This is a genomic window from Bifidobacterium pluvialisilvae (assembly GCF_019331695.1).
GTDB classification, from domain to species: Bacteria; Actinomycetota; Actinomycetes; order Actinomycetales; family Bifidobacteriaceae; genus Galliscardovia; species Galliscardovia pluvialisilvae.
Genome location: NZ_JAHBBI010000002.1, coordinates 224,215 through 244,426 on the forward strand (window position 1 = coordinate 224,215; position 20,212 = coordinate 244,426).

The following is a 20,212-nucleotide window of genomic DNA, read 5'->3' on the forward strand; positions in this document are numbered from 1 at the left end:
CATGACATGAAGAAGCCATTCGAGGGAAGGTTCGACGGCAAGGTGATGATCATCACCGGCGCCGCCCTGGGCATCGGCGAGGCCACCGCCCTGCGCGCCGCGCAGGAGGGGGCGAGCCTCGTGCTCGTCGACAAGCTCGAGGAGGAGGGGCAGGACATCCTGCGCCGAGTCCGCGACCTCGGGGCACAGGCCGTGTTCCTGCACGGCGACGTCTCCGAGGAGGAGACCTGCAAGGCGATGGTGGAACTGGCCGTGAAGACGTTCGGCCGGCTCGACATCGCCATCAACAACGCAGGCATCATGGGACAGCCGGGCAGAATCGTCGACGTCACCAAGGAGCAGCTCGACCACACCATGGCCAACAACTTCTACTCGGTGTTCTTCAGCTGCAAGTACGAGGTCATCGAGTTCCTCAAGGAGGAGCACGGCGGATCCATCGTCAACGTCGCCTCGATCGCCGGTCTGACCGGCCTGCCCGGCAACCTGCCGTACAGCGCATCGAAGCACGCGGTCAACGGCCTGACGAAGAACGTGGCCATCGACTACGCGCGCAAGGGCATCAGGGTCAACTCCGTCAATCCCGCCGGCACGACGACGCCCCTGACGAAGGCCGCGTACGAATACGTCAAACGCCACTACGAGCAGGCCATCGCCGCCGGCATGGACCCGAAGGAGGCGAAGTCCATGGCCGGTCTCAAGACGCGTTCCCTGCTCGAGCGCGAGGCGCAGCCGGACGAGCAGGCGTCGGCGATTCTGTTCCTCGCCTCCGACGACGCTTCGTTCTTCACCGCGGCGACCATAGCGCCGGACGGAGGGTGGACGTCGTTCTGACGTCCACGCATCCGCGGCGAGTCCGCGGCCGGCATCGTCCGGCACCGGCGGGCCTTCGTCTTCCCGTGCCGATTCCACGGCGCGAAAGGGGCGGGGCCCGTCGGCATGCCGGCATCCATCTCCGATGACGGACGGTGACTTCGACCGTGATTTCGCCTACAATGTGCACTACAACACCGTCGCAACGGCGGCGGTCGACGACGGGGGAATCATCATGGCCGACCTATCACGCAAGGCATTGGTCATCGGCGTATCGTCACGCGCATTGTTCGACCTCGAGGAGGCCAACGGCATCTATGACCGCGACGGCGTCGGACCATACGAGCAGTACCAGCAGGACCACGTCGACGAGCCGCTCGAACCCGGCACCGCGTTCCCGTTCGTCTCCCGGCTCCTAAAATTCAATGATTTGTTCGACGACCCCGACGAAGGCGTCGAAGTCGTCGTATTATCGCGCAACAGCCCACGTACCGGCCTGCGCATCATGAACAGCATCCGTCACTACGACCTCGCCATCACGCGGGCCGTGTTCCGCGGAGGCATGTCCACCTTCCCCCTGATGCGCGAATTCAACATGGCGTTGTTCCTCTCGGCCAACGCGGACGAGGTCAAGAACGCCGTGGGCAAGGGGCTGCCAGCCGGACTCGTGTTGCCGTTCAACGGGCAGCATATAGCCGACGACGGCGAGCTGCGCGTGGCCTTCGACTTCGACGGCGTGCTTGCCGGCGACTCCTCCGAACGGCTGTTCCGCCGCGTGCAGGCCACGGATCCCGAACATGCGACCAAACGGTACGGCGAACACGAGATGATGAACGCCGACCGGCCGCTCGAAAACGGCCCGCTCGAACAGCTGCTCAAGGGGCTGAACCGGCTGCAGAGCGCCGCGCGCGCCAGCACGGCCGAGCACAAGCCGTCGTTGCGCGTCTATCTCATGACGGCCAGAAGCGCCCCCGCGCACGAACGCGCCATCCGCACACTGGAGGAGAAGGGTCTGGCCGTCGACGAGGCGTTCTTCCTCGGCGGACTCAACAAGACCCCGTTCCTCAACGAGGTCCAGCCGCACATCTTCTTCGACGACCAGCTCAGCAACCTTGAGAATCCGGCGTTGCAGATCCCCGCCGTGCACATCCCCTTCGGCATCCGCAACGACGACGCTCAATGAGGGACTGACCGTAAACCGGCCTTTCACGGGTTTGTGGGTCTATAGGTTCGTGGGGAAGGCAAAGTGGGTCTATCAGAACGTAAAAATGGTGAAGTGGGTCTATCGGTTCGTGAGGAAGGGATTTTCGGCGTCCTCACGTATGGTCTAGACCCACAAACCGATAAATGAACGGTTAGACCCACGGTTATTGAATAGTGTGGACCCACAAATCCGATTACGGATGGAATAGACCCACGATTATCGAACGGTTAGACCCACAAACCCTTATCAGTGAACGATTCGACCCACAAATCCAACACAAGCGGGGTTGTCGTGATGCGTGTGGCTTCAAGGCGTGGAGGGCGAAGGCGTACAACGGTACGTCGAGCCCTCCACAACGCCGAAGACACTCCATCATGACAACCCCAACGGTTATTTCTTGCCGGCGTAGACGTCATTATCAATCACGTCGGCGAACACGCTCAGCACCTTCGGGCGCACGACCTTCAATGACGGCGTCAGGCAGCCGTTGTCCTGCGTGAACTGCCCGTCGAGGATCACGAACTTGCGTACGGATTCGGCGCGGGAGACCTGCGCGTTCGCGCGGTCCACGTACACCTGGATCTCGTTGCGGACCATCGCGTTGTCCACGAGGTCGCTGATCGGCGTCGAGGCGGGCAGGCCGTGCGCCGGCAGCCATGCGGCCAGTCCTTCGACGTCCAACGTCACCACGGCGGCGATGAACGGACGTCCGTCGCCCACGACGACCGCATGGTCCACGATCGGGCACTCGTTGATCGTCGCCTCCATGGGGATGGGGGAGACGTTCTTGCCGCCGGCGGTGATGATGATGTCCTTCATGCGGCCGGTGATGGTGAGCGTGCCGTCGTCGTCGAGCGAACCGAGGTCGCCGGTCCGCAGCCATCCGTCCTCGGTGAACGCCTCGGCCGTCTTCTCGGGCAGGTTGTGGTAGCCGCGGAACACGTTCGCGCCCTTGACCTGCACTTCACCGTCGTCGGAGATGCGTACGGAGGAGCCGGGCGCGCAGCGGCCGACCGTGCCGATGCGGTTGTCGTCCACGCGCGTGACTGTGAACGGCGCCGCCGTCTCCGTCATGCCGTAGCCCTGGATCATCGGCAGGCCGATGCCGGCGAAGAAGTGGGCCAGATCGGGGTTGAGGGGCGCGCCGCCGCACGCCACGTACTTGATGTTCGGGCCCAATGCGCCACGGACCGTACGATAGACCGCCGACTCGTACATCGCGTGCTCGGAGATCTGCCGCAGCGTGTGCCGCCGGCCCTCCTGCGCCGTGCGCGACCAGTCGCGCGCCGCCTCGGCCGCCTTGGCGAACAGACGGCCCTTCATGCCCATGCCGGCCTTGCGCGAGGCCGCGTTGTAGACCTTCTCGAACACGCGGGGCACGCCCAGCAGATACGTCGGCCGGAACGAACGCAGGTCGGGGAGCAGCGAATGCGTGTCGGGCAGGTAGCCGACCACGCCGTCGTCGGAGCCGATGGAGCAGTACTGGATGTAGCGGGCGAAGCAGTGGGCGAGCGGCAGGAACAGCAGCAGGCGCGGATGGTCGTCGCAGATCATCTCCTTCATGCAGATGAATCCCGCGCGCACGATCGACAGGAAGTTGCGGTGCGTGAGCTCCGCTCCCTTCGGCGCGCCCGTCGAACCGGACGTGTACACGATCGTCGCCAGGTCGTCGGCATGCACGGAGTCGATGCGCTCCCGCAGTTCGTCGTCGCCCACCGCGACGCCGAGTCCCTCCAGCGCGCCTATCGCGTTCGCGTCGAGCATGAGAATGCGGCGCAGCGCCGGGCATTCGTCCATCACCGAATGCAGTCGGTCGAACCGTTCCTTGTCGTCGGCGATGGCGATCGTGACGTCGGAGTCGTTGAGGATGCGTTTGGCCTGGGCGGCGGAGTCGGTGTCGTAGATCGGCACGTTCACCGCGCCGATGGCGGCCAATGCGAAGTCCAGCACGCCCCACTCCCAGCGGGTGGCGGAGAACAGCGTGACCGCGTCGCCCTTCTTCACGCCGAACGCCATGAATCCCTTGGCGCAGGCCAGGACGAGCCTGTGGAACTCGCCGGCCGTGATGTTCGCCCACGTGCCGGGACCGGTCTTGCGGCTGGCGATCACCGTGTCCTCGCCCGTGCGTTCGATGCGTTCGGTCAGCAGCGAGTACAGGGTTTCGTCATCGCGAACCTCGATCGTTCCCGGTTCCGTATATTCCTTCATGGGTCCTCGATTCTCGGCGCGTTGTGCGTTCCGTCGCGCGTTTATGATTCCGGCGAAAACATGACAATCCGTTTCCCATGGTACGGTGCCGGGAGGTCCGACGTATTGTCTCGCCCTATCAACTTCTTTCCATGACGTTGTACGCCAATACAAAACGTCGTCACGCGGTCCGACGCCGCCGGTACCCGTCGCTTGCCGTCGCGAACGCGCCGGCCAGACGTCGGCTCGGCTCGTCGGCCGGCGTCTGTTCGGGATGCCATTGCACGGCCATGAAGAAGTCGCGGTCGGGACGGTAGGCGGCTTCGACGACGCCGTCGGGTGCAACGGCCTGGACCTCCACGCCCTCGCCGGGCCTATGCACGGACTGATGGTGCACGCTGTTGACCGGCAGCGAATCCCGGCCGAGGATGCGATGCAGGGGAGTGTCCGGCAGGATGCGTACCTCGTGCGACGGTTCGGCGAACGGCGTCTTCTGCCAATGGTCCAACGCGCCGGGAATATCATGCGAAATCTGCTGGTAGAGATCACCGCCGGCCAGCACGCACATCATCTGCAATCCTCGGCAGACGCCCAGATACGGCATGCGTCGTTCGTAGGCGGCGCGCAGCAGCGTCGCCTCGGCATGGTCGCGCAACGGCACGGGCTCGTCCATGCCGGGAAGATCTTCGCCGCCGTACAGCGTCGGATCGATGTCGTTGCCGCCGGGAATCAGCAGGCCGTCGGCGCGGTCGAGCATGGCCAGCAGATAATCGTCGTCGTCGGACGGGTCGACGGTCAGCACGTTCGCCCCCGCGAACTCCATCAGCCGCAAATAGCCGGGGTCGATGTCGAACGCCCCGGGCACGGTCTCCGAATACTGCATCATCAACGCCACGACGGGCTTCATCGGCCTTGCCTTTCCCTACTGCCGTGCTGACGGCGATACACTGAATGAAATATGACGTATACGTCAACTGCGATTATATGAATTTCCATGAATTCGAGTGGAGGTCCCGTCATGGCCGACAATCCCGCTGGCGAATCCGCATTCCCCGGTGCCGACGCGTTGCTCGACGAACTCGCCGGCTCCGAATTCCCCGTGTCGACGGACGTCATCGACAGGCTCCGCGACGTCTACGGCCATCTCGCCGGCGTCTCGCCCGACGACCCCGAATTCGAACGCTACCTGCGTGAGGACGTCATCGAGCATGAGACGTTCTCCCGCGCCGACGCCATCGACATCAGCGACTCCGTACTGGACGTCAGCGCCCGGCACAAGGGGGATGCGGCGCTACTCGTCGCGTTCTTCATCGCCTTCGAATGGTTCCACCGCTGCGAGTTCGACGCCGAACGGCGGCTGCGCTACTGGGGTCGGTTCGTGCCGCTGATGCGCGTATGCCTCGGCGAATTCTCGCTGTACCAGTACGCGCTGTCCATGTTTTATCTGTACGGCGGCGACGAGACGCGCGCCGAAGAGGCGTCGCGGCGGGCGCTCGACATCGCGCCCGACCATATCGGATTCCTCAACACGTACACCGAGCAGATCCTCGACCGCGTGGAGCACGAGCTCATCTCCTCCGGCCGGCAGATGCCCGAGGACGACGACATCGCGGCGCTGAACCGGCTGCTGGAGGCGTTCGACAAACGGCCGCGAGGGGACTGGCATCCCATATTCCACGTGAGCTACGGGCGGATTCTGGCATGCCTCGGACGGTACGGCGAGGCGCAGGGCGAGTTCTCCCAGGCCGTCGACATCGAGAACGCGCGGTACAACGCGTGGCGTGAGACTCGTGGCGGGGACGGTTCCGGCGGCGACGGGCCGGCCGGCGACGGTTCGGCCGGCGACGGCAGGACCATCAAGGAAAGCACGTACGTGACCGAGATGAACGAGATCTTCGACGCACGCAACACCTGCAACATGCTGTCGAACATGCGCTCGCTGTCGTCGGTCATCGACGACGCGCAAGCCGCGCAACGGGACCGCGCCCGCGAACTCGACGACAGGATGGACGAGCTGGGCCGGCGGTTCGACAACGAACGCATCGACATGCTCGAGTTCATCGGCTTCTTCGCCGGCATCATCTCGTTCGTCATCGCCTCCATCCAGCTGGGCGACGGACTGGAGTTCCCCACGCGCGCGCTGATGGTGCTGCTGCTCATGGGTTCACTGCTCGTGGCGTTCGGCGCGTTCTCGGCCCTGCTGGAAAGCGGCCGTGCCGTCGACCCGCGCGCGCCGAGGCGGGGGCGGCTGTTCGGGCTGCGGGGAGGATTGGTGACGGTGATCGTCATCGGTCTCGTCGTCATCGTCACCGCGCTGCTGCTGTATCCGGTCATCCGGTAGCATGCTGGATTCACTCTTTTCAGCGGGTGCGGAAAGAGTGAACCGGAAGCGCACAAACATGAACGGGAATGCGCGGAAAACGTCGCGCTTCGCGCTCACCAACCGTTCATATGCACATGATGCGGTTCACTCTTTCGGGGGCGCCGAAAAGAGTGAACCGGCGCATCGCGCTGCCGTCGCCCATACGTTTGGCTGAACGCCGCATGCTGTGCAAAAAAGTATCAATTCTCTCCCATATCCAGCCATAAACCCCGGTCCCTATGGCATGAAACTTGTATTAACGCTTCAAAGACGGGCGGAAGACAACGAAGTTTCAGGATAAGGAGACGAGCATGGCACAGGGGCTGATGCGCAGGCTGCTGCCGGGATTCCTGGCGATAGCCGTATTCATGACGGGAGACGGATTCGAACTGACGTTCCTCTCGAAATACGTGGTCGATCAGGGATTCAGTTCATCGCAGGCGTCGATGCTGTTCACCCTGTACGGGCTGATGGCTGCGCTGGCCGGATGGGCCTCGGGCGTGTTGGCCGAACTGTTCGGAGCCAAGCGCATCATGCTCATCGGCGCCGTTTCGTGGATCGGACTGCATCTGGTGTTCATCGGCGTGGCGCTGCCCAGCCATCTGTATCCGCTGATGCTGCTGGTATACGCGTTGCGGGGCATGGGATACCCCTTGTTCATCTATTCGTTCGTGGTGCTGCTGGCCCAGACGGTGGATCCCGGCAAGCTGGCCTCGGCCATGGGCTGGTTCTGGACGGCCTACTCGTTCGGCATCGGCGTGTTCGGCGCCTATCTTCCGGCGTTCATCACGCCGGTGATCGGCGAATACTATTCGCTGTGGGTCGCGCTGCCGTTCTCCATCGTCGGCATGCTCATCTGCCTGTTCTTCGTGCCGAAGACCACCAACGAGAACCTCGACGCCATGAGCACCAAGGAGAAGCTGCATGAGCTTTCCCGCGGCGTGACCATCCTCGGGGAGAACCGTCAGATCGCCCTCGCGGCGGTGCTGCGGGTCATCTGCAACCTCACGCTGTACGGGTTCCCGGTCATCATGCCGCTGTATCTGGCCACGCATACCAACGGGGGCGGCGCCTGGTTCCGAGTCACCGAATGGTCCACCATCTGGGGGCTGCTCTTCGTCGTCACCGTGTTCGGCAACGTGTTCTGGGGACGTATGGGCGACCGCTTCGGCTGGATGCGCCAGATGCGCTGGTGGGGCTGCTGGCTCTCCGCGTTCGGCACGCTCGCCATGTACTACGTGCCGCAGCTGCTCGGCCGCAATCTTCCGGTCATGTATGCATGCGCCGTGGTGCTGGGCATGGGCATCTCCGCATTCGTCCCCATGGGCGCCATCTTCCCGGCCCTGGAGCCGGAACACAAGGGCGCGGCCGTCTCGGCCCACAACCTCGCCTCCGGGCTGACCACGTTCTGCGGCCCGTTCATCGCGACGATCCTGCTTGAGACGGTCGGTTTCGCCGGGGTGTGCTGGGCGTATGCGATCTGCTACATCGGCGGCTCGGCGATCTCGCTCTTCATCAGGCCGAAACAGCCCGGCTTCGATGAGCACGGCCGCAGGATCAAGGCCGACGCCACGCCGGAGGCTCCGGAGAACGGCGGCCTGTCCGCCGCCTCCGTCGCCAATCAGGGCGCGCCGGCGACCGTCGCGGCCACCGCCTGACCTCGTCGTCCCAAGGTCGGCCATCCATCATCATCCATCGCACCGATTTTTCATAACACCGAAATTTCCATAACACAAAGGAGTATCACCATGAAGGCAGTAGTTCTCGAAAAGCAGGGCGTCATCAACGTGCGCGAGGTCCCGGACGTCCCGGCACCCGGTCCGGGCGAGCTGTGCATCGCCCCGCACACCGTCGGCGTCTGCGGGTCCGACCTGCACTATTACACGCATGGCCGGGTCGGCAAGTACGTGGTCGAGAAGCCGATGATCCTCGGCCATGAGGCCGCCGGCACCGTGCTCGAGGTGGGCGAGGGCGTCACCGACTTCAAGCCGGGCGACCGCGTGGCCCTCGAACCCGGCATCCCGGACATGACCTCCCGCGCCAGCCGCCTCGGCATGTACAACGTCGACCCGGCCGTCCGCTTCTTCGCCACCCCGCCGATCGACGGCTGCCTGTGCGAGGAGGTCATCCACCCGGCCGCGTTCACCTACCATCTGCCCGACAACATGAGCTTCGGCGAGGGCGCGCTGCTCGAACCCACCGCCGTGGGCATGTGGGCCGCGACCAAGGCCCGCATCAAGCCCGGTGACGTGTGCGTCGTGACCGGTTCGGGAACCGTGGGCATGCTCACCGCCTCCGCCGCGCTCGCCGGAGGCGCCTCCAAGGTGCTCGTCTCCGACGTCTCCGCCATCAAACTGGGCATCATCGGCCAGATTCCCGGCGTCATCCCCGTGGACCTCACCAAGGAGGATTTGGTCGAGCGGGTGCGCGAGGAGACCGGCGGCTGGGGCGCCGACGTGGCGTTCGAATGCTCCGGCGCGCCGAAGGCGTACGAGACGTTCTGGAAGCTCATCGCCCCAGGCGGATGTGCGGTGCTTGTCGGCATCCCGGTCGATCCGGTGTCCATCGACATCACCGAGCTGCAGGCCACCGAGGTGCGCATCGAAAACATCTTCCGATACGCCAACGTGTACCAGAAGGCCATCGACCTGGTCGCCAGCGGCAGGCTCAACCTCAAGCCCTTCATTACCGACACGTTCGCGATGAAGGACGCCAAGGCCGCGTTCGACCGCATGGACGAGGGCCGTCCGGGCGACATCAAGCTGCAGATCACCGTGGACCGCGACTGATCGCCGCAACGTCCATGACGGCACGCGGAATCCCCGCATGAGAGGCCCCGATGGCATCGTCGAGGGCCTCTCGTCGTATGATGCGGAACAACGACCATGGTGCCGCCGTCTCCTCCCGCAAAGCGTGTGAACGGGGCTCCTGGACGGAGTGGATTAAGGAGTGTCGGGAATGAGCGTATGGCCAATGGACGCGGTCAGGGAATCCTCCGAAACGCAGGCCGGTTCCGGGGCGTTGGAGGTCATCGTCCCCGACGCCGACGCCTCGATCAGATGGTCATGCCACGGATATCCGAATTCGCTGGCCAAGTGGCATTATCATCCGCAGATCGAATTCCATCTCATCCGCGAGGGCGGCGGACAATTCATGGCCGGCGACGGGCTCGTGCCGTTCGAAGCGGGCCATGTGGCCATGGTCGGGGAGAATCTTCCACATAATTGGCTGTCCGACATCATGCCGGGCGAACGTCTGCCGCACCGGGACGTGCTCTGCCACGTACGCCCGCAGACCATTCGCGGCCTCTTCCCCATCTTCCCCGAGACCGCGGTGTTCGAACGGGTGCTGCGGCGCTCGCGGCAGGCCATCGTCCTCTCCGGGGAATCGGCCGCAACCGCGGGCGAATTGCTCGTGGCCATGGGCGGCCATGCCCCGGCGCAGAGGGTCGCCGACCTCGTCGCCATGCTTGCGGTGTTCGAACAGGCTCCGGCGGATGAATCCCGGACCGTGGTCACGCCGAACTACGACCCCGACGTCGCCGTCGGCGCGGAATCCGCCATCAACGCCACGATCGCCTACATCTCCTCGAATCTTGCCGACGCCAGCCTCGAACGGGCGGCGAGGACGGCGTCGATGAGCGTGTCGACGTTCTCCAGGTTCTTCAAGAACGTGGCCGGCATCGGATTCTCCGACTTCGTCTGCCAGCTGCGGATCGGACGCGCATGCCGTCTGCTGACCACCACGACGATGCCCATCGCCAAGGTCCGGGAACTGAGCGGATACGTCAACGTCTCCAATTTCAATCGTCGTTTCCTCGCGAGGACCGGCATGACGCCATCGCAATACCGCAGGGCATACGCCCGGTGAGCCTTCCGGTAGTATGCTGGATTCACTCTTTTCGGCGGGTGCGAAAAGAGCGAACCGCATCATGCAAAGGAGCCGTGCAATGGCATTCGTCGCATATATCCTCGCCCTGCTCAGCATCGCCTGTGATTTCGTGAACCCGTTTGTGGGCGTGTTCGGAACGCTGTTCAAGGGCATCATGCTGTTCTTCACCAGCGTGGCGCTCTTCAACGCCTGGGTGAGGCGGAACGCGCTTGCCGATACGCGGAGGGGAAACTACTACCAGTCGCTTGAAGCGCACGGCATCATGCATGAGCGGACGGGGCGTATGCTTTCGGACGCCGTACTCAACAGCATGATCGCGATGATTCGCATCGGCGCCGTGCTGTTCGTCGCCTGCGCGACGTTACTGAACGGTTTTCTGTGCCTCATGGTGGTCAGGTATCCGAAGGAGCTCTCATTGGCGCCGTTCGTCTCCCTGGGCAAGGGCATGGGACCGCTGCTGCTCGTCGCCGGGTTCGCGCTGTCGGTGGCCGCGGCGGTGCTGTTCTGGAAGATGGCGACGAGGATGCGCCGCGTGGCATAGGACGGGGCATGTGCCGGCGTTTCGTGGTGGACGATCATGGACGATCATGAACGATTGACACGGAACGCCATCTGGACCGTGTTTTGGCGTTCCGTGCCGGATTGCTGTGGCAGGGAACGGCCGGATGGTTGTTTTCTTCGTTCCCTGCCTGATCTGCTAGCGGAGAGGATATTGAAATCGTTGAAAAATCAACGTTCTTAGTGCGTGCCATGCTATGGAAAATGGCACGGAGCGCGGAATCGTCGAGAATCCGTACTCCATGCCATTGCCGGTGCTCCTGGGGATGCGGCGGATGATGGGAGCAGCCGGCGTGATTGGCGGTTTCAGGCGGTGGCCACGGCCTTGGTCTCGGCGGTAGACGCCACGAGGGTGACCTCCTGGTCGGCCTCATCGACCAGTTCGTCGCCGATGGTCCTGGCGCCGGGGATGCGATGGCCCTTCTCATCGAAGCCGGGCTGCTTCGGATGCAGGGTGAACGTGAGCAGCAGCGCCACCACATACAGCGCCGCATACGTCCAGCAGATGCCCTCGATGCCGATGACGGGCAGCAGCACCGTGGCGATGCCGGGACCGACGAACGTGGTGAGGCCGGCGGCCAGATTATAGGCGGAAAGCGCCGCACCCTGCTTGTCCGGAGCCTCCAGCGTCATCACCGTGGGCAGGCAGGAGAACGCGCACGTGCCGATGCCCACCACAATGGACGCCACGATCATCATCAGCGCGTTCGGACCGAACCAGCGCGGCATGTAGTAGAACAGCACCGAACCGACGGCCAGCACGCCGCAGCCGAACCAGCGCATCGGCCAGATCCAGCCGTAACGGTCCATGAACCAGCCCCAGAACGTGTTGAAGACCAGCGTGACCACGAACACGAACCCCCAGATGCGCATCCATTCCTCGGTCTTGAAGATGTTGATGCCGCCGTACTTCGTGGTGCACAGATACAGCGGCATGATGACCGGGAAACCATAGAGCAGCAGGTTGTTGATGATGCGGATGACCGCGCAGATGAGAATCTTGCGGTTCGTGACGAGGATGGTCGCGCCCTCGGAAAGCTCGCGAAGCTTCTCGACGGTGCTCAGACCATCACCCTTGACCACCTTGTTCCTCGGCACGCACAGGAAGCACATGACGGTGCCGACGATGGAGAACGGCAGCGCGAACCAGAACGTCGTGTATTCGCCGACATGCGGCATGATGAAGCTCGGCAGATACGCGCCGAACACGCCGATGCCCAGCGAGAAGCACGTCCAGAAGAAGCCGGTGGCGCTCGCGAGCCTGGCCGGTGTGATGTACTGCGCCATGAGCACGACGAAGCTGTAGATGAACAGCGGATAGCCGATGCCGCGCACCGCATACACGGCCAGGATGAACGGGTAGACGCCGCTCGGCAGCGCGAGGCCGAGGAAGACGAGATGCACGCCGATCCACCAGCATGCGCCGAACATCATCACGCGGCGGGCGCCGAACATCTCGGCGAGCACGCCGGCCGTCCAGCCGCCGAGCGCGGCGAACAGGCCGTAGACGGTGACGAGCAGCGACGCCTGCGACGCGGTGAAGCCCTGGTCGACCATGTATTTGGAGAGGAAGGTGAGCTCGAAGCCGTCGCCGGTCATGAAGATGGCGACGGCAAGGAAGCCGAGCAGCAGGGTTCGTGGAATACCGAATTTCTCAAAAAGCCTGATCATAATGTCTCTCTTGGTGTTTCATGCCCGCCTCATTGCGGGATTCTATGGATGTAAATGGGGTGCTGTGTCGCGCCACGTGCCGATGTATGATGCTCGACACACTCAAGGCCGAACGGCCTTGAGTGTGTCGCGAAGGGCACACCCCTCCCGCTCACTTCAGCGGTGAAGCAAGTCCTACTTGCCGACCTTGCCGACCTGGACCACGGCCTTGGAGACGCCTTCGATCTTGCCGTCGAGGAAGTCCTGCACCTGGTCGAGTCCGAGCTCGTGGCTGATGAGTCCGCCGATGTTCATCTTGCCGGTGGAGACGAGCGCGATGGCGTCCTTGAAGGTGAGCGGGTTGATGAAGGAGCCCTGGATGGTCAGCTGCTTCTTGTAGATCTCGTACGTGTTCATCTCGAAGTGCGCCTCCTGCGGGCCGACGCCGAACATGAGCACCTGCGCGCCCTTCTTGGTGGCGGCCACGGCCTGCGCCTGCGTCGTCGGCAGTCCCACGGCCTCGATGACCACGTCGTAGGCGTCGGCGGGGATCTGCTCGCGGGTGGTGTTGAACGTCTCGGTGACGCCGAACCGCTCCTTGTTGCGCCGCAGCTTCTCGTCGAAGATGCCGGCGAGGTCCACCTGGTGCACGCCGTAGGCCTGGAGCAGCTGGGCGAAGATCTGCCCCATGAAGCCGTCGCCGATCACGAGGGCCTTCTGGTAGGGGTGCAGGTCGAGCAGGTCGAGGCCGTGCACGCCGCAGGAGACGGGTTCGATGGCGGCGGCGTCGCGCAGGCTCACGTTGTCGGGCAGCTTGTAGACGACGGATGCGGGGGCGGTGAACTGTTCGGCGAGGCCGCCGTCGCGGGTTACGCCGACGGCGCTGAGGTGGTCGCACAGTTCGGGGCGCTGGGTGAGGCAGTATTCGCACTGGCCGCAGTAGATGTTCGGGTCGACGGCCACGCGGTCGCCGGGTTTGACGTTGGTGACTTCGTCGCCGATGGCTTCGACGATGCCGGAGTTCTCGTGGCCGAGCACGATCGGCGGGACGGCGGCGGCGGAGCCGGGGCGGCCGGCGTACAGGTCGTGGTCGGTGCCGCATACGCCGGCGTAGGCGGTGTTGATGAGCACTTCGTTTGGTGAGATTTTGGGGGTGGGCAGGTCCTGGATTTCGAACTGCTTGACGCCGGTGAGAACAAGAGCCTTCATGATATTGCCTTCCATCTTGCAATTACGCGTTGGTCGATTACGCGATAGTGATTTCTTCGTTGAATTCGTTGACTTCATTGTTTTTTTGGGGAGACGGGACGATTGCGTGGAAGGTCTACATGTGGGTGAGGCGGCCGACCAGACGTTCGCGGCGGTGTCGGAACTGTACTTCCGTGAGGGCTGAGTCGGCGAAGAATTTCATCATGGTGGTTCACCTCCTGTCGTCGTTGAGCGGTGGCTGCTTCGTTGCGGTTGTTGATGTTCAATATAGCTTATAAAAAATACTTTTGCAAATCTTTTTTGTATAACTTGTGTAAATGGCGTGTCGCTAATGTTCTCAACGATTTTGACATGATGAAACCAGTCGTCCAGTTACCCTGAAATACACAGCCACAGGAAAGAAACGTCTCGAAGGAGCCATCATGACGTTCGGACCAATCCCAGACATCACCCTCGCCGACGGCAACCGCATCCCGCAGATCGGCCTCGGCGTGCTGCGCATCGACGACGAGCAGACCACGCCGGTCGTCGAATCGGCCATCGCCGCCGGCTATCGCCACATCGACACCGCCGCCGGATACAACAACGAGGGCGGCGTGGGCAAGGCGCTGGAAAACACCGGCTACGCCACCGGCGAGCGGCGCAAGGCCATCTGGGTGACGACCAAGCTGCGCGACTCCGAACAGGGCTACGACTCCGCACTCAAGGCGTTCGACCGGCAGATCGGCCTGTTGCGCACGGACTACGTCGACATGTACATGATCCACTGGCCCACGCCGTTCGACTGGCGCAGCGACGAGGTATGGCGCGCGTTCGTGCGGCTGCGCGACGAAGGCCGCGTGCGCACGCTCGGCGTCTGCAACTTCCTGCCCGAGCACCTCGAAAGACTGCACAAGGAGACCGGCGAATACCCCGCCGTCGACCAGATCGAACTCCACCCCACGTGGCAGCAGCGCGAGGTCGTCGCCTACTGCAGGGAGCACGGCATCGCAGTCGAGGCCTACTCGCCCATGGCGCGTGGCGCCGACCTCGACGCCGGCGACGGCGTCATCGGCCGCATCGCCGAAGCGCACGGCGTCAGCCACGCACAGGTGATCCTGCGCTGGCACATCGAGAACGGGACCATCATCATCCCCAAGTCCACGCACCGCGAGCGGCAGATCGAGAACGCCTCGCTGTTCGACTTCGCCCTGACCGCCGAGGAGCACGCCGCCATCGACGCGCTCGACGGTCCGACCCGCGCCGGCCACGACCCCCGCACCTTCTCCTACAGCTGACCCATGGGGCGTCGACGTAGGGGATTCCGGGCGGCCTCCGCGCTGGAGCGGTTCCTCGTGCTGCTCGTCCTGGCCGTCGTCGCCGGCGTCACGGCCGGGCTCGTGCTGCCGCAGGTGAGCGAAACCGCCGGCAAGGTCACCGGAGAATACACCGCGACCGGCGACGCCGCCGCCACGCTGGGCACGCTCGCCGTGGCCGACGGGCGACGCCCCGCGGGCACATACCAGCGCAGCGCCTTCGGATTCCGCCAATACGACCCCGACGGCAACGGCTGCGACTCACGCAACGACGTGCTCGCCCGGGACCTCAAGGACGTGCGGTACGCGAACGCCGAACGCTGCAAGGTGCAGTCGGGCACGCTCGACGACCCGTACACCGGCAGGACCATCGAGTTCGTGCGCGGGCAGTCCACCAGCGCCAAGGTGCAGATCGATCACGTGGTGGCGCTCAACAACGCGTGGAAGTCCGGCGCCGACCAATGGAGCACGAAGAAGCGCTACGAGTTCAGCAACGACCCGTACAACCTGCTCGCCGTCGATGGCCCCGCCAACGAGGACAAGGGCGACGCCGACGCCTCCGTCTGGCTGCCGCCGAACACCCGATGCCGTTGCGACTATGTGGCACGGCAGATCGGCGTCAAGGCCAAATATGGGCTGAGCGTGACCAGCCGGGAGAAGCAGGCCATGCTTCGCGTGCTGCACGACTGCCCCGGTCAGACCGTGCCTCGGCAGTAGCGGGGCTGGTGCCGAGACGTGTCATCCTGAGTGCGCGTTGCCTGTTGTCATCCTGAGTGCCCCTGTTGTCATCCTGATCGCCTTCATATTGTCATCCTGAGCGCTCTTTGTTGTCATCCTGAGCGAGCGGAGCGAGCCGAAGGATCTTGGGATGGTGCTGAAGATCCTTCGACTCCGTCCTTCGGCCTTCGCTCAGGATGACAGAGGTGGTCGGTGGCCTTCGCTCAGGATGACAGAGATTCGGTGGTCGTGGGGCAGGATACACGAGGGAGGATTCGGCGTGCTATAACCGGTAGGCGGGGAGGCAACGAATGGACGAATCCGAATCCATGAAATCCGCAACATCCGCAACATCCACGGCGTCGACGAAGCCCACGAAGCAGCGTCACGTCGACCCGGAGGAGGCGGCGGTTCTGGAGGCGAGCGGGCGGCCGCTCACCGAGCACATGCACAGCGTGCCGAAGCTCGCCGCGCCGCACACCGGTGCCAAGGCCAAGCTCAGTGCGCTGCTCGGACCCGCCTTCGTGGCCGCCGTGGCCTACGTGGACCCGGGCAACGTGGCCGCGAACATCACATCGGGCGCCCGCTACGGCTTCCTGCTTGTCTGGGTGCTCGTGCTCGCCAACGCCATGAGCGTGCTCATCCAATACCAGTCCGCCAAGCTCGGCATCGTCACCGGCCAGTCGCTGCCGGCCCTGCTCGGCAACCGCATGAACCCGGGCGGACGTCTGCTGTTCTTCGCCCAGGCCGAGGTCATCGCCATCGCCACCGACCTGGCGGAGGTCATCGGCGGCGCCATCGCGCTCAACCTGCTGTTCGGTCTGCCGCTGTTCGTCGGCGGCTGCATCATCGGCGCCATATCGACGGTGCTGCTGCGCTTCCAGGGCGGCCACACCCAGCGCACGTTCGAGAAGCTCATCATCGCGCTGCTGCTCGTCATCACCTTCGGGTTCATCGCCGGCCTGTTCGTGGCCCCGCCCGACCCCGGTCAGGTTTTCGGCGGCCTCATCCCGCATTTCACCACCACCGACTCCGTGCTCATGGCCAGCTCCATGCTCGGCGCCACCGTCATGCCCCACGCCATCTACCTGCATTCCACGCTCGTCAACGACCACTTCGCCGGCAGCACCGACCGCCCCGGCATCAAACGCGAGCTGTTCGCCGCCAAGGTCGATGTCGTCTGGGCGCTGCTGCTCGCCGGCACCGTGAACCTCGCCCTGCTGCTGCTCGCCGCCAGCGCCCTGCATGGCATGCCCGGCACCGACACCATCGAAGGTGCCCAGCATGCCGTCGTCCAGGTGCTCGGCCCCGTCATCGGCACCATATTCTCCATCGGCCTGCTCGCCTCCAGCCTGTCGAGCACGTCGGTCGGCACCTACGCCGGCCAGGAGATCATGCACGGTCTGCTGCACGTCGACGCGCCGATGTGGGCGTGCCGCATCATCACGCTCGTCCCGGCACTCGTCATCCTCTGGTTCAGCTCGAACCCCACGTTCGCACTGGTCGTCGGCCAGGTGGTGCTCTCCATCGGCATCCCCTTCGCCATCATCCCGCTCATGCGCTACACACATGACCGCACGCTCATGGGCAAGTGGGCGGACGGCATGGCCAAGCACGTCGTGTTCATCGCCGTGGCCGCGCTCATCATCCTGCTCAACGTCGTGCTCGTGGTGCTGACGTTCATGGGGCAGGCGTAGTCGGGTGAGACGTGTCATCCTGAGCGAGCGGAGCGAGTCGAAGGATCTTGCGTGGTGTGGAGATCCTTCGGCTTCGTCGTTTCACGACTCCGCTCAGGATGACATGAGGGCTGACTCCAATCAGGATGACATGGTGTCCGACTCCGCTCGGGATGACATGGGGCCTGACTCCAATCAGGATTGCAGGGTGGGGCCGGGGGCTGACGATGCCGCGGCATGGGGTATCGTAGGCTGCGTGACCATGCCTTACGTTTTCGCCATCGTCTTCCTGTTCCTCGCAGCCATATCCGCCCTGCTGGTGTGGCGCTCCTACCGCAGTGGCGTCGAATCCGGCGCCGCCCAGGCCGAACGCCGCCTCGCCGATTCGCTCGCCCAGCGCGCGTCCACGGTGTTCGGCAGGGGCGTCTCCGCCCAGGAGGCCGCCCATAACCTGCTCGACGTCATGCGCAGCGCCGTCATCCTCACCGACGGACTCGGCCGCGCGCGGTACGTCAGCCCCCTAGCCGGTCATCTCGGCGTGGTCGTCGACGGCCACATCGAATCCAACGAGATCCGCGACATGCTCAACCAGGTGGTCGCGGACGACACGATCCGCGACCGAGAGATAGAGATGGACGTCGAGGCGGAATCCGGTCGCATCACCGAACGCGAGCCCGTCTACCTGCGCGCGCGCATCGGCCGCATCGCCGACATCGCCCCCGCCGGCGGCGCATCGCCGGATCCGGACGACATGTCCACGTCGGGCGGCGCCGACCGGCTGTACGCGGTCTTCCTTGAGAACATCAGTGAGCAACGCAACTTCGAACGCATGCGACGCGATTTCGTCACCAACGTCTCCCATGAGCTGAAGACGCCCGCCGGGGCCATCTCCCTGCTGGCAGAGACCGTATCCGACGCCGCCGACGACCCGGACGCCGTACGGTACTTCTCCGGCCGCATCTCCAAGGAGTCGGCGCGTCTGACCGAACTCGTGCAGAAGCTCATCGCGTTGCAGAAGGTGCAGGACGACGACGGCCTCTCCGCCGTCGACGCCAAGCCGGTCGACGTGCTGCGCATCGTGCGCGAGGCGTTGGACGAGAACAAGGTGCAGGCCGACGCGGCGAACATCGACCTGCGCATGTACGTCGGCGACGACACCGTCGGCGTCACCGCCGACGCCGAGGACGACACCGTCGGCGACGGCCCCGCCGCCGGCAAGACCCCCGCCATCATCGTCAACGCCGACGCCGACTCCATCAAGACGGCCGTCAAGAACCTCGTCGAAAACGCCATCCACTACTCACCCAAGGGCACGCACGTCGGCGTGAGCGTCAAGCAGGACGACGACGATGTGAGCATCCGCGTGATCGACCAGGGCATCGGCATCCCCGCCGAGGCGCAGAGTCGCATCTTCGAACGCTTCTACCGCGTGGACCCGGCGCGCTCGCGCGCCACCGGCGGCACCGGTCTCGGCCTGTCGATCACCAAGCACATCGTGCAGGAGGCCGGCGGCACCATATCCGTATGGTCGCGACCGGGGGAGGGAAGCACGTTCACCATCCGCCTGCCGAAGGCAAATACGTCAAAAAATCAGGCATGATTAACCGTCCCGTAAGACATGGGTCTACTATAGGGATGTCTGTGTAAGGGCGGTGTGCTCCGCCGGCCTGTGTAAGTCGAACTGAGTCAAGGGGAAGTCAACGTATATGACGCGCATACTTATCGTCGAAGACGAGGAATCCTACCGTGAGCCGCTGGTCTACCAGTTCACGCATGAGGGCTATGACGTGATCGCCGCGGCCACCGGTGAGGAGGGGCTGGAGCTGTTCACCAAGGGCGGCGTGGACCTGGTGCTGCTCGACCTCATGCTTCCCGGCCTGGATGGCACCTCGCTGTGCCGTCGCATCCGGGAGCAGAGCCGTGTGCCGATCATCATGCTCACGGCCAAGAGTTCGGAGATCGATAAGGTCGTGGGTCTGGAGATCGGTGCCGACGACTACGTGACCAAGCCGTATTCGTTCCGCGAGCTGCTGGCCCGCGTGCGCGCCGTGCTGCGCCGCAACCAGTCCGCCGCCGTCTCCGGCGACGCCGCCAGCGAGGACCTGCCGCTCGTATGCGGCCCCATCTGCATGCAGGTGGGCCAGCATTCGGTCACCGTGCACGGTGAGACCGTGTTCTTCCCGCTCAAGGAGTTCGAACTGCTCGAATACCTCATGCAGAACAAGGGCCGTGTGCTCACCCGTCACCAGCTCATCGACCGCGTGTGGGGATCCGACTACGTCGGCGACACGAAGACGCTCGACGTGCACATCAAGCGCGTGCGTTCGAAGATCGAGGAGGACCCGGCGCATCCGCATTACATCACCACGGTGCGCGGCCTCGGCTACAAGATCGACGAACCGGCGGCGTGACGGCGTCGCGCGGGCGTAGTCATGTATTCCGCGCAATGAACAAAATACGTAGTTTTTGAATTTTCTGATGATGTAACTACGCGTCGGACCATTGGCCCGGCGCGTATTTTCATATAGTGGGACGTCGTCTGAGCGCTAAGAAAACCCTAGTGTTTCCAAGGATTGCCATGACGTGGCGCGATTACATGGAATATGGGTCAAAACCTACAAAACAGATATCAGCACAAGTTCACTGACTGTTT

The 20,212-nt window shown here is 64.0% G+C and carries 16 protein-coding genes; 12 read left to right on the plus strand and 4 right to left on the minus strand.

Annotation, left to right across the window (positions count from 1 at the left end; genetic code table 11):
* Positions 1-6 precede the first annotated feature (6 nt).
* Both KIH77_RS02365 and KIH77_RS02370 read left to right on the plus strand, forming a co-directional pair.
* Positions 7-831: an SDR family NAD(P)-dependent oxidoreductase gene (locus KIH77_RS02365; protein ID WP_219099476.1), complete on the plus strand. Its 825-nt coding sequence runs from the start codon at positions 7-9 to the stop codon at positions 829-831.
* A gap of 124 nt (positions 832-955) precedes the next feature.
* Positions 956-1,993 (plus strand): 5'-nucleotidase, encoded by a 1,038-nt coding sequence (locus tag KIH77_RS02370; RefSeq protein ID WP_236024402.1) that lies wholly within the window; start codon positions 956-958, stop codon positions 1,991-1,993.
* Positions 1,994-2,404: 411 nt separating this feature from the next.
* On the opposite strand, the gene KIH77_RS02375 is transcribed toward KIH77_RS02370, so the two are convergent.
* Together KIH77_RS02375 and KIH77_RS02380 are read right to left on the minus strand one after the other, a co-directional pair.
* Positions 2,405-4,222 (minus strand): AMP-dependent synthetase/ligase, encoded by a 1,818-nt coding sequence (locus KIH77_RS02375; RefSeq protein ID WP_219099477.1) that lies wholly within the window; start codon positions 4,220-4,222, stop codon positions 2,405-2,407.
* A 160-nt stretch (positions 4,223-4,382) separates the two neighbouring features.
* Positions 4,383-5,108, minus strand: a complete 726-nt coding sequence (locus KIH77_RS02380; protein ID WP_219099478.1) for a gamma-glutamyl-gamma-aminobutyrate hydrolase family protein — start codon at positions 5,106-5,108, stop codon at positions 4,383-4,385.
* Positions 5,109-5,219: 111 nt separating this feature from the next.
* Here KIH77_RS02380 and KIH77_RS02385 point away from each other — a divergent pair, with 111 nt between their 5' ends.
* The 5 genes from KIH77_RS02385 to KIH77_RS02405 all read left to right on the plus strand — a co-directional run bounded on the left by KIH77_RS02385 (position 5,220) and on the right by KIH77_RS02405 (position 10,995).
* Complete coding sequence (locus tag KIH77_RS02385; RefSeq protein WP_219099479.1) at positions 5,220-6,542, plus strand: hypothetical protein; 1,323 nt, start codon at positions 5,220-5,222, stop codon at positions 6,540-6,542.
* Positions 6,543-6,874: 332 nt separating this feature from the next.
* Entirely contained in the window at positions 6,875-8,221 is a 1,347-nt protein-coding gene (locus tag KIH77_RS02390; RefSeq protein ID WP_219099480.1) for an MFS transporter, read from the plus strand.
* A gap of 90 nt (positions 8,222-8,311) precedes the next feature.
* Positions 8,312-9,352: an NAD(P)-dependent alcohol dehydrogenase gene (locus KIH77_RS02395; RefSeq protein WP_219099481.1), complete on the plus strand. Its 1,041-nt coding sequence runs from the start codon at positions 8,312-8,314 to the stop codon at positions 9,350-9,352.
* 169 nt (positions 9,353-9,521) lie between these two features.
* Positions 9,522-10,433: a helix-turn-helix domain-containing protein gene (locus KIH77_RS02400; protein ID WP_372445344.1), complete on the plus strand. Its 912-nt coding sequence runs from the start codon at positions 9,522-9,524 to the stop codon at positions 10,431-10,433.
* Positions 10,434-10,512: 79 nt separating this feature from the next.
* Entirely contained in the window at positions 10,513-10,995 is a 483-nt protein-coding gene (locus KIH77_RS02405; protein ID WP_219099482.1) for a hypothetical protein, read from the plus strand.
* Between the two features lie 323 nt (positions 10,996-11,318).
* Here KIH77_RS02405 and KIH77_RS02410 read toward each other — a convergent pair whose 3' ends face one another.
* On the minus strand, positions 11,319-12,683 hold the full coding sequence (locus KIH77_RS02410; RefSeq protein ID WP_219099483.1) for an MFS transporter: 1,365 nt from the start codon (positions 12,681-12,683) through the stop codon (positions 11,319-11,321).
* A gap of 174 nt (positions 12,684-12,857) precedes the next feature.
* Positions 12,858-13,871, minus strand: coding sequence for a zinc-dependent alcohol dehydrogenase family protein (locus tag KIH77_RS02415; protein ID WP_219099484.1), 1,014 nt, complete (start codon positions 13,869-13,871; stop codon positions 12,858-12,860).
* A 422-nt stretch (positions 13,872-14,293) separates the two neighbouring features.
* Here KIH77_RS02415 and KIH77_RS02420 point away from each other — a divergent pair, with 422 nt between their 5' ends.
* The 5 genes from KIH77_RS02420 to KIH77_RS02440 all read left to right on the plus strand — a co-directional run bounded on the left by KIH77_RS02420 (position 14,294) and on the right by KIH77_RS02440 (position 19,970).
* Complete coding sequence (locus KIH77_RS02420; RefSeq protein WP_219099485.1) at positions 14,294-15,148, plus strand: aldo/keto reductase; 855 nt, start codon at positions 14,294-14,296, stop codon at positions 15,146-15,148.
* 3 nt (positions 15,149-15,151) lie between these two features.
* Positions 15,152-15,883, plus strand: coding sequence for an HNH endonuclease family protein (locus KIH77_RS02425; protein ID WP_219099486.1), 732 nt, complete (start codon positions 15,152-15,154; stop codon positions 15,881-15,883).
* A gap of 446 nt (positions 15,884-16,329) precedes the next feature.
* Positions 16,330-17,580, plus strand: a complete 1,251-nt coding sequence (locus tag KIH77_RS02430; protein ID WP_219099573.1) for an Nramp family divalent metal transporter — start codon at positions 16,330-16,332, stop codon at positions 17,578-17,580.
* Between the two features lie 241 nt (positions 17,581-17,821).
* Complete coding sequence (locus KIH77_RS02435) at positions 17,822-19,159, plus strand: sensor histidine kinase (protein WP_219099487.1); 1,338 nt, start codon at positions 17,822-17,824, stop codon at positions 19,157-19,159.
* Between the two features lie 106 nt (positions 19,160-19,265).
* Complete coding sequence (locus KIH77_RS02440) at positions 19,266-19,970, plus strand: response regulator transcription factor (RefSeq protein WP_219099488.1); 705 nt, start codon at positions 19,266-19,268, stop codon at positions 19,968-19,970.
* The last annotated feature ends 242 nt before the right edge of the window (positions 19,971-20,212 follow it).

Bases quoted from the DNA above. Each gene is read 5' to 3' on its own strand.
- KIH77_RS02420 (WP_219099485.1), top strand. From the start codon at position 14,294: ATGACGTTCGGACCAATCCCAGACATCACCCTCGCCGACGGCAACCGC.
- KIH77_RS02380 (WP_219099478.1), bottom strand. From the start codon at position 5,108: ATGAAGCCCGTCGTGGCGTTGATGATGCAGTATTCGGAGACCGTGCCC.
- KIH77_RS02370 (WP_236024402.1), top strand. From the start codon at position 956: ATGACGGACGGTGACTTCGACCGTGATTTCGCCTACAATGTGCACTAC.
- KIH77_RS02425 (WP_219099486.1), top strand. From the start codon at position 15,152: ATGGGGCGTCGACGTAGGGGATTCCGGGCGGCCTCCGCGCTGGAGCGG.
- KIH77_RS02410 (WP_219099483.1), bottom strand. From the start codon at position 12,683: ATGATCAGGCTTTTTGAGAAATTCGGTATTCCACGAACCCTGCTGCTC.
- KIH77_RS02375 (WP_219099477.1), bottom strand. From the start codon at position 4,222: ATGAAGGAATATACGGAACCGGGAACGATCGAGGTTCGCGATGACGAA.
- KIH77_RS02440 (WP_219099488.1), top strand. From the start codon at position 19,266: ATGACGCGCATACTTATCGTCGAAGACGAGGAATCCTACCGTGAGCCG.
- KIH77_RS02430 (WP_219099573.1), top strand. From the start codon at position 16,330: ATGCACAGCGTGCCGAAGCTCGCCGCGCCGCACACCGGTGCCAAGGCC.
- KIH77_RS02400 (WP_372445344.1), top strand. From the start codon at position 9,522: ATGAGCGTATGGCCAATGGACGCGGTCAGGGAATCCTCCGAAACGCAG.
- KIH77_RS02405 (WP_219099482.1), top strand. From the start codon at position 10,513: ATGGCATTCGTCGCATATATCCTCGCCCTGCTCAGCATCGCCTGTGAT.
- KIH77_RS02385 (WP_219099479.1), top strand. From the start codon at position 5,220: ATGGCCGACAATCCCGCTGGCGAATCCGCATTCCCCGGTGCCGACGCG.
- KIH77_RS02390 (WP_219099480.1), top strand. From the start codon at position 6,875: ATGGCACAGGGGCTGATGCGCAGGCTGCTGCCGGGATTCCTGGCGATA.
- KIH77_RS02415 (WP_219099484.1), bottom strand. From the start codon at position 13,871: ATGAAGGCTCTTGTTCTCACCGGCGTCAAGCAGTTCGAAATCCAGGAC.
- KIH77_RS02435 (WP_219099487.1), top strand. From the start codon at position 17,822: ATGCCTTACGTTTTCGCCATCGTCTTCCTGTTCCTCGCAGCCATATCC.
- KIH77_RS02365 (WP_219099476.1), top strand. From the start codon at position 7: ATGAAGAAGCCATTCGAGGGAAGGTTCGACGGCAAGGTGATGATCATC.
- KIH77_RS02395 (WP_219099481.1), top strand. From the start codon at position 8,312: ATGAAGGCAGTAGTTCTCGAAAAGCAGGGCGTCATCAACGTGCGCGAG.